The sequence below is a fragment of the Streptomyces sp. NPDC029216 genome (genome assembly GCF_040648015.1).
In the GTDB taxonomy this organism is placed as follows: domain Bacteria; phylum Actinomycetota; class Actinomycetes; order Streptomycetales; family Streptomycetaceae; genus Streptomyces.
This window is the reverse complement of record NZ_JBEZWL010000225.1, coordinates 1-8,099: the sequence shown is the minus strand read 5'-3', so window position 1 is coordinate 8,099 and position 8,099 is coordinate 1. Positions and strand designations below refer to the sequence as shown.

Here is an 8,099-nt window from a genome sequence, read left to right as displayed (position 1 = left end):
GACGGTGCGTCACTCTGTCCAGAACCCGTCCACCCGTGTCCAGAAGCGTCGATGGCCGGCGAAGCAGGTGCTCAGGACGGACGCGGAGCGCCGAGTGCTGACGCTCTGGTGTCGCCCGACAGAGCAATGCTCAAGACCTGTGGATCGGCCTCGGGGTGGGACGCGAAAGGCGTACCTTCCCGAGTGATCGATTGATGGTCATCGAGTAGGCCGACGTTGCTGCGTCCGTCGGGAAGGCACGCCCGTGCTCAGCGTAGTCAACGAAGACGGCACCACGCCGAACGGATCCCTGATCGACGAGATCGTGCGGGAGGGAGCGAGGCGGATGCCGGCCGCCGCGCTGGAGGCCGAAGTCAACGCCTACATAGCCGAGTTAGCTGACGAACGCAAGACAGGGGCGTCGGCTGGTGGTCCGCAACGGACACCACCAGCCACGCAAGGTGACCACCGTGGCCGGGACGGTCGAGGTCCAGGCCCCGCGCGTGAACAACAAGCGCGTCGACGAAGCCACGGGTGAGCGCAAGCGGTTCTCCTCGGCGATCCTGGCGCCGTGGTGCCGGAAATCGCCGAAGATCAGCGAGGTACTGCCGCTGCTCTGCCTGCACGGCCTGTCCTCCGGCGACTTCGTGCCCGCGCTGGAGCAGTTCCTCGGCTCGACAGCCGGCCTCTCCCCGGCCACGGTCACCCGCCTCACCACGCAGTGGCAGGCCGACCACACCGCGTTCGGCGAACGCGACCTGTCCGCCACCGACTACGTCTACGTCTGGGCCGACGGCATCCACCTGCGCATACGCCTCGACCAGGCCAAAGCCTGCGTCCTGGTGCTGATGGGCGTTCGTGCGGACGGCACCAAGGAACTGATCGCCATGGCCGACGGCTACCGCGAATCCTCCGAGTCCTGGGCGAACCTGCTGCGGGCTGCCAGCGGCGCGGCATGCGCGCCCCCGTCCTCGCCGTCGGCGACGGCGCCCTCGGATTCTGGAACGCGATCAGCGAGGTGTTCCCCGAAACCCACCATCAGAGGTGCTGGGTCCACAAAACCGCGAACGTTCTCGACAGCCTCCCGAAGCCGGCCCAGCCCGCGGCGAAGAAAGCGATCCAGGACATCTGCAACGCCGAGGACCGCGAGCACGCCGCGAAGGCCGTCAAAGTCTTCGCCGGGCAGTACGGCGTGAAGTTCCCCAAGGCCGTCAAGAAGATCGTCGATGACCAGGACGTACTGCTGGCGTTCTACGACTTCCCCGCCGAGCACTGGATCCACCTGCGGACCACCAACCCGATCGAGTCGACCTTCGCCACCGTCCGCCTGCGGACGAAGGTCACCAAGGGCGCCGGCAGCCGGGCGGCGGCCCTGGCGATGGTGTTCAAGCTCGTCGAGTCCGCCCAGGCCGTTCCCCGACCGGCATCCGCACGTCGGCGGCCAGCAGCACTACGCCGCCTACCTGGAGAACGACGACGGCTTTGAGATCGAACTCGTCGCGATCACGCCACCACAACGGAAGTTACTCCGGCTATCTCAAAGTGCCCCGCGCATTCTTCCGTGACCTGCACGAATGGGAAGTGATCCCTCACCGGTTCGACCCGCTCATGCCCTGAGAACGCCGCGAAGCGTTCGCGCCCCGAGGGGCCCGGACCCACGGCTGATCGCCGACGATATCTGGGCCAAGCTCCTCTGGGCGGGCCTGAACGTCGAGCCCGGAGACCTGCCGACCACGGACGGCCGCCGCCGGGGCCTGTGATCGGCAGGCGATCAGCAGGTCTTGCGGTAGGGCACGTCGGGGATGTGGGTCCTCCACTCCTGCTCGGTGAGGGCGCCCGACCGGGCGCAGAGGTCCTTGATCAACTGCGGGGGCGCGACGGCGTAGGTGAAGAGCCTGGCGTTCTTGTCCACGGCTGTCACGGCCGAACCGTCGGGCGTGAACGCGAGCACGACGATCTCCTTCGGGGGCCCGGTCAGGGGAACCCCGAGCTGGGTCCGGGTGCGGCTGTCCCACACCTTGATCTGGTAGCCGGGCTGGGATTCGTGCACGGTGGCGAACAGGCGGCCGTCCGGCGAGGCGGCGGTCACCCGCTCCGGCGCGGAAAGGGGAGGGGACACCGGACCCGTGCTCAGGTCCTGCCCCACTGGCTGGAGCGTCCGGGCGTCCCAGAGCCGGATGTAGGGGCGGTAGCCCCGGGCGTGGGTGTAGAGCGTGGCGCCGTCGTCGCTGAGGGAGTCCACTTCCAGGCTCGGGCTGCCCTTGGTGATGACCTCGCCGGAGGGGAAGGCGACCCTGCCGAACATCGGGGCGGCGATGACGGACGCGCCGTCGGGCTGGAATATGACGGCCCCTCCGTTGCCCGGATAGCCGAGGTTGGCGCTCACCTCGCGGATCCGTCGCATGGTCGTCAGATCCCAGAACGTGAGCGTGTTGACCTCGTCCTTCGTCACGACCTGGACGGCGAGGGACTTTCCGTCCGGCGAGAACGCGAACGCCGTCGTCGCTCCGTCGCGCCGGTCCGGTTCCAGGACCGACAGTCTGCCGAGGATCGGATTCTTGGCCCTGGTCGTATCCCAGATTTCGATCGTGGTGTATCTGAGGACGGCGGCCAGGCGCCCGTCATGGCTGAGTTCGATCTTCTCCATGCCGTGTCCCGAGCTACCGTCGTCCGAGGCCACGGTGGCGCGCTTGGTCCGCGAGACGGGGGACCAGATGTCGATGGAGTCGCCATGGGGGAGCGCGAGGGTCTTCCGGTCGGCGCTCACCGCTCCCTCCTGGAAATACCCGTCCGTCTCCGCGGGGGGACGAGTGAAGGCGCTGACGTCGAGCGTGCGCAGGACACCGTCGGTTCCGACACACCGCAGCTTGGAGCCGTCGGCCGTGAAACGCAGGGCCGTCAGCGGGTAGCACTCGCTCTGGGTGGTCTGGTAGCGCATCACAGGACCGTCGGCCACGAGCGAGACCTCCCAGACGACGGCGTTCTGCACGACGTACTTTCCGTCGTGGCTGAAGTAGATGGGGTAGTCCGTGGCGTCCTCGGCGCCCTTGAGGTCGATGCCGGCCCAACCCCTGACGCGGTCGAACACGCTGATGGTGCCGCCCTTGACGCGCACGGCCGCCTTCTTCCCGTCCGGGCTGAACACCACGGGACCCTGGATGTCCTCGGCCTTGATGATTTCGTCGGGTATGGGGACGGGCAGTTCCTTCTTGGTGCGCGTATCGATCCAGGTGAACCGGTGATCCTTGCCGCCGGGGAGGGAGAGCACTGCCTCGTCGGGGGAGAACGAGGAATCCATCAGGAGGAAGACGGGTCCGTAGGAGCTCACCGTGAGTCTCTGCTCGGCGGTGCGGGTGTCCCACACCGTCAGGGTCGACTTCAGATCGGCATCGAGCGTTTCGACCATCAGATACGTTCCCAGAGGGCTGAGCCTCATTGCGGGCCAGTATCCGCCGGCCTGCTTGGCGGTGGCGAAGGTGTGCGTGTCACGCAGCCGGGCGCCAGCGACGTCGAGCACGCGCGTGTATCCGTCCTCGGTGCTCACGGCGGCCGTCCTGCCGTCGTCGGACAGGTCGACGCGCTGGATCCTGGCCGGAGCGGTGTAGAAGCCGGTCCGCACGCGGCTGTCTACGTTCCAGAACTCCACGCGGGTGTCCTCGGCGGCCATCAGGGTCTGCCCGGTGGCGTCGAGGTCGAACTTCGTCGCCACGAACCCGGGTAGCTTCACCGAGTCGTCCTCCCACTGATTGCGCAGCGCCAGCAGCGCTGACCACGACTCGCTCGTGCCGGCCAGGCGCGCCGAGGCCACCGCGAGCCGCCGGGCGAGCTGCGGATCGGTGCGGCGGACGGCCTGGGCCGCGCCGGCCACCTGGGCGGAGACTGCGCGGTCACGCTGGCCGGTGACCGTCTGGCGCTCGGCGATGACGGCCTTCCGCTGGTCGAACGCGACGGCGCCGGCGCCGACCGTGATGACCAGCAGGGCGGCCAGCACCGCGCTGAGCAGCACGCGCCGACGGCCGCGCTGCCGGGCCAGAGCGGATCCGGCGTCCAGGAACTCGCGTTCGGTGCGGTTGAGGGTGAGCTGGCGGCGAGCGGTCGCCGCCCAGTCCCTGGCGTGCTCCAGAGCCGTACCCTGCAGCACGTCGCCGTTCTTGCGCCCGTGGTCGTCCCAGACCCGGGACGCCGCGGACAGCCGCTGGTGCACGGCCAGCCCGGGGCGTTCGGCCTCCACCCAGTCGCGCAGCCGGGGCCAGGCCCGGATCAGGGCGGCGCTCGACAGCGCGGCGGCCCCGTCCTCCCAGACCAGCAGCCCCGCTTCGGTGAAGGCGTGCAGGACCTGCTCCAGTACCTCCTCGGGGGTCTGGCCGTCGGAGAACTCGGCCCGGCGCGCCGAGCGGAGGGTGTCCTCGGCCCGCTCGCCCGGCGCGACCAGGCGCAGCAGCACGGGGGAGACCGCCTCCTGCGCCCTGGAGCCCAGGCCCGCGAACACCGCCTCCGCCAGTTCCGAGCGGGAGGGCTCGGCCGGTTCCAGGGGCTTGCCCGGAGCGACCCCCTCCACGACGGCGGCGAGGTCCGCCCGGCCGACGAGGGACAGCAGCAGCTGCTCCGAAGTAGGCCGGTCCGCGGGGTCCTTGGACAGCGCGGCCGACACCAGGGTCCGGAGCGGCTCCTCCAGTGCCGAGGTGTCGGGTTCGTCCGTGGCCACCTGGTACGCCAGCACCGCAGCGTTCTCGCCGTCGAAGGCGGGGCGGCCGGTCGCGGCGAAGAGGACGACGGCGCCCAGCCCCACACGTCGACCTTGCCGTCACCGTGCTCGCCGCGGTAGCGCTCGGGCGGCATGTAGCGCAGGGTGCCCATGGGCAGGCCCTCGGTGGCGCTCGCTTCGGTGATCCGGGCGATACCGAAGTCGATCACCCGGGGCCCGTCGGGGCCGAGGAGGATGTTCTCGGGCTTGAGGTCCCGGTGCACCACTCCGGCCCGGTGGATGGCGACCAGCGCGGTGGCGACGCCGATGGCCAGGCGGCGCAGCTCCTCCGGGCCGTAGGGCTCGTCGTCGGAGACCGCATGCCGTAGGTCCGGCCCGGCCACGTACTCGCTCACGACGAACGGGACGGTCCCTTCCAGATCGGCGTGGAGCATCCTGGCGGTACAGAACGGCGCCACCCGGCGCCAGGCCTGCACCTCCTTGCGGAGCCGCTCGCGGTCGCCGTCGTCCACGCGGTGCAGCGCCTTGACTGCCACCCGTTCGCCGTCCGCGTCGTAGCCCTCATACACCACGCCCTGGCCACCCGCACCGAGGCGGCCATCGAGATAGAAAGTTCCCAACTGCCGTGGATCGCCGGGAAGTAACGGTGTCACCAAGACCATGCCTCCTGGATCCCTCAGAGAGAAAATCTAGAATAGTCTTTCAGTATGGGTGGGCGCCAGGCGGGACCAAGACCATCCAGTTTCGTCCGGGAGCGTTAGCCACTGCGCAGTCCCCGACCCTACTGAGATCAACCGATCCACAGGTCTGACGATTACTCCTCAGGCGGATCTGCTCCAGGAAGTCGTAAGCGTCCGTGCAGTCCCGCCAGTGCTTGACGGTGCTCTGCGGGCTGTCGTCGGCGGGCATGGGGTGAGCCTACGGCGCGGACGAGAGTTGTCGCCCGTCGATGCGGCATGGGCCTGAGATGAACGTGCGCGATCGGTTGGAGGCAGCTGCGGTCACCCTGGAGTTCCTCGTCTGCACTGGCCGTCACCCGCAGGCGATGGTGCTGTGGGAACGGGTCCAGGAACATCAGCCGGCACACCGGCAAGCGTTAGCGGCGGGCCGGGCCATGGCCGGGACACGAGAGCGGCCTCGCTGGCACACGCCTGAGGCCCTTGGGTGGAGCGCCTCCATCCTGGATCTGCTGTAGGTACCCCGTGCGGCGGTTCAGGGCCTGAGCCATAGGCGTATCGACGCGACGGTGACGGTGCCGTGGAAGACGTAGGCGCGCTTGTCATACCGCGTCGCGACAGCCCTGGAGTGCTTGAGCCGGTTGATCGTGCGCTCGACCTCGTTCCGGCGTCTGTACATCTCCTTGTCGAAGACCGTAGGTCGCCCTCCTCGGATGCCACGGCGGTGTCGATTGGCCCGCTGGTTTCCCGGCAGCCTTGGTGACAAGCAGCGCGCCGATCTTGTGACGCGCACTGCGCCGCAGGACTCTGCTGCACATTTCTCTGGGGCGTGCGGGGTGACCGTGTCGGGAGCCAGCAGCTGCGAGGTGACGGCGGGGTGTCAGGTCTCCCGGTGCCCGCTCAAAACAGTTCTAGGTCCTCGCCGCTGGTGTCCGCGATGACTGGCCGGAACTGGGCAGGGAGGCCGTCCAGGCGGTCAGGACCGGCCGCGGCGGCCACGGCAGGGGCCGTCTCGGCCAACCAGACACGAAACCGCTCGGCGGCTTCGCGGTAGGGGACTCGCGCCAGGACACGGTGCTCGCCGGAGGGGCAGAAGTCGACGGCGACAGTGAGCAGGCAGGAACGGGGCGCGTTCTGACTGCCCGTCCAGGACACGCGCAGAACACCGCAGGGCTTGCGCCCGCGCGGGGCGCGGTGGGTTGGGCGCAGCGATTCGCAGAATATGTGGGCGGTCCATGCGGCGAGGTGCGGCAGGGGCAGGGTGGTGCGTGCGCGACAGCCGGGGCAGCGATGCCAGTGGCGGAGCCAGTCGTCGGTGTCGGTGTGGAAGAGGCGTGTGTAGCGGTTCGCCACGCGGATGTCGTTGCTGTACAGGTGGTCGGGGCGTTCCCGTGTGTTGCAGGACTGGCAGACGGGGGCGCGGACGTAGCCGTGTTCGTGGCAGTGGTCGAGTACGGTGGCGGGCGCAGTGCGGCAGACGGCGCACGCCCACCCAGCCACCCTGCGGGAGGTACCGGGCTTCCTGCTGAGCACCGAGTACAGCTGGCCTTCCAGCTCTTTGTTGTACGGGCGCAGTGAGGCGGTGGGGCCCTCGGGGCCCGTCTTCGGCCGACCGCCGGCGTCTCGGGCCTGCCGGGTGTGGGAAGGCGGCTCGGTGACGGCTGCGCTTGCCTGTCGGGTCCGCGCGGCTTGCACCCACTGCGTTTCGGCGTGCTCGGCCGCGTCCAGCAGCCTGACCACAGCGCGCGGCAGCCACCACGTGCGCTGTGCCCCGTCGCGGGTCTGCTCCACGAGTATCTGTCGCCAGTCAATCCCCGCCAGATGGTACGGCCGGCCGACTTCACGTCGTGCTGCCCGCTCGGGGCCGCCCAGCTCCTGCAGTTCCCCCGTGATGCGCTGGCGCCAACGCAGCGGCGTTTCCTCGTTGCACTTCTGCCTCGGCGCCCCACGAAACGGACCGATGCGGACCAGGTCCTGCCGATCCATCCCAACCACGTTCAGTTCCGCGGCCGCCCGGCGCACCTCAACCTCCGGAACACTCCACTGACCGTTGCTCGCCCTCACCATCGCCACCACGTGGCCGCCGAGCAGGACGTACCTCACCTGGGCACGGGCAGGAGAGCAGGTGAATGCCCCAGAAGCCGTCGGCACAGCACTGTCGGCCGTCAAATCGACCCACAGAGCGTCCGCGGCAACCAGGGTGATCAGGCCGTCCGTGCGACCGGGCATGACACGCTCTGACATACCGACAGGCTAACGGCCCGCAACGCGGCAACGGGTCCCAAGCGCCTCGGCCAACTGGGCCGCCGCCCGCAACTCTATTTGCCTGAGCATCTGGTGGCAGAACAGCGTCACCGGCAGATCCTCGAAGGACACTGCAGGAGACCTGCAGGACGACCGTCAACACCGAGACCGCTCGGACGAGTTTTAGCAATGCCCCCAACTCCCCGTCGGACATGTAGTCTATGAGAAGTCGCAGTTCAGAGCCGGTGCGCGAGCTCCTGCGGTCGGTAATGTCGAGTACAAGCGTGGCGTTGACGCCGGTGTCATCAACCAGGGTTTGTTCTACCTCTCGTGGCTAATGGACCACCGGTCGGAGTTCGAGCACCTGGTCCGCGACCGGCTCGGGATTACGGCCGCGTCCTAGGTGTTCTGTCCAGGGAGGTTGTGGACGGGTGATGCAGGTCTCGGCTGAGAGATCTTGAAATGGGTGAGGGCCTTCTGGCCTGGTGTGGATT

General features: G+C 68.7%; 3 protein-coding genes and 4 pseudogenes. 3 read left to right on the top strand and 4 right to left on the bottom strand.

The annotated features are described in order from the left end of the window. Positions 1 to 244: 244 nt before the first annotated feature. Positions 245 to 1,390, top strand: a pseudogene (locus tag AB0F18_RS37400) (IS256 family transposase); the annotation flags it as partial. Between the two features lie 360 nt (positions 1,391 to 1,750). Here AB0F18_RS37400 and AB0F18_RS37395 read toward each other — a convergent pair. Continuing rightward, on the bottom strand, positions 1,751 to 4,768 hold the full coding sequence (locus AB0F18_RS37395; protein WP_362069441.1) for a hypothetical protein: 3,018 nt from the start codon (positions 4,766 to 4,768) through the stop codon (positions 1,751 to 1,753). A gap of 50 nt (positions 4,769 to 4,818) precedes the next feature. Continuing rightward, positions 4,819 to 5,253: pseudogene (locus AB0F18_RS37390) on the bottom strand (protein kinase); the annotation flags it as partial. On the opposite strand from AB0F18_RS37390, the gene AB0F18_RS37385 reads away from it, so the two are divergent. Continuing rightward, complete coding sequence (locus AB0F18_RS37385) at positions 5,200 to 5,328, top strand: hypothetical protein (protein WP_362069444.1); 129 nt, start codon at positions 5,200 to 5,202, stop codon at positions 5,326 to 5,328. The pseudogene AB0F18_RS37390 and the gene AB0F18_RS37385 overlap by 54 nt on opposite strands. A 568-nt stretch (positions 5,329 to 5,896) precedes the next feature. On the opposite strand, the pseudogene AB0F18_RS37380 reads toward AB0F18_RS37385, so the two are convergent. Both AB0F18_RS37380 and AB0F18_RS37375 read right to left on the bottom strand, forming a co-directional pair. Continuing rightward, a pseudogene (locus AB0F18_RS37380) lies at positions 5,897 to 6,064 on the bottom strand (transposase); the annotation flags it as partial. Positions 6,065 to 6,261: 197 nt separating this feature from the next. Next, positions 6,262 to 7,605, bottom strand: coding sequence for an endonuclease domain-containing protein (locus tag AB0F18_RS37375; RefSeq protein WP_362069438.1), 1,344 nt, complete (start codon positions 7,603 to 7,605; stop codon positions 6,262 to 6,264). 271 nt (positions 7,606 to 7,876) lie between these two features. Here AB0F18_RS37375 and AB0F18_RS37370 point away from each other — a divergent pair. Next, positions 7,877 to 8,005, top strand: a pseudogene (locus tag AB0F18_RS37370) (transporter); the annotation flags it as partial. Between the last annotated feature and the right edge of the window lie 94 nt (positions 8,006 to 8,099).

What these genes read in the sequence shown, in the direction of transcription:
- AB0F18_RS37375 (WP_362069438.1), bottom strand. Translation starts at nt 7,605, where the DNA reads ATGTCAGAGCGTGTCATGCCCGGTCGCACGGACGGCCTGATCACCCTG.